The sequence below is a fragment of the Planotetraspora kaengkrachanensis genome (assembly GCF_016862895.1).
Classification (GTDB): Bacteria; Actinomycetota; Actinomycetes; order Streptosporangiales; family Streptosporangiaceae; genus Planotetraspora; species Planotetraspora kaengkrachanensis.
In genome coordinates this window covers 1-922 of sequence record NZ_BONV01000085.1, presented here as the reverse complement: position 1 = coordinate 922, position 922 = coordinate 1, and the positions used below count along the sequence as shown (strand labels likewise).

1 protein-coding gene is annotated in these 922 nt (G+C 68.3%); it reads right to left on the bottom strand.

Annotated features, from left to right (window positions below):
* Positions 1–922 (bottom strand): ABC transporter substrate-binding protein (locus Pka01_RS40450; protein ID WP_203888325.1); only part of this gene is annotated, 922 nt, incomplete at both ends.

Here is a 922-nt window from a genome sequence, read left to right as displayed (position 1 = left end):
GCCAGCTTGATCGCCGAAGACGCCATCGTCGGGGAGTAGGTGACGGTGGCCTGCAACACGCTGGTACCGGACTGGATCTCCCGCATCGCGTTGGCCGACCCCGCGCCGCCGACCATGAAGAACTCGCTGCGGCCGGCCTCCTTGATCGCGGCCAGCACCCCGATCCCCTGGTCGTCGTCGTGGTTCCAGATCGCGTCGATCTTCTTGTGCGCCTGCAGCAGGTTCGCCGCCACCTCCGTGCCCGACTCCACGGTGAACTGCGCGTCCTGCTGCGCGGTCACCGAGAACCCGTAGGTCTTCAGCGCGTCGGCGAAGCCCTTGCTGCGGTCCTGGGTCAGCGGCAGCGTCGCGATGCCCTGGATCTCCAGGATCACCGGCGAGGCCACCCCCTTGCTCTTCAACTGCTCGCCGATGAAGTGCCCGGCCGCCACACCCATGCCGTAGTTGTCGCCACCGATCCAGGTCCGGTAGGACAGCTTGTCGGGGAAGACCCGGTCCAAATTGATGACCGGGATGCCCGCGTCCATCGCCGCCCGCGCGACCTGGTTCAACTGCTGGCCGTCGTTCGGCAGGATCACCAGGGCGTTGACCTTCGCCTGGATCAGCGACTCCACCGCCGAGATCTGCTGGTTGATGTCGTTGGTCGGCTCGACCGGCTTGAACGTCACATCCGAGTACTGGCCCGCCGCGGTCTGCGCGTTCTTCGCGATCGCCGCGATCCATCCGTGGTCGGCCGCCGGAGCCGAGAACCCGATCGTGACCGCGGTACCCGGAGTGTCGTTACCGCCCGCCGGAGCGGCCGCGGTCGGCGCGGCCGCGCTCGGCGCCGCGGCCGGCTCGTTACTCGTGCACGCCGTGACCAAAGCCCCGGCACCCAAAGCCGCACCGCCGAGAAGGAAACCCCGACGCGCGAGTGGATTGG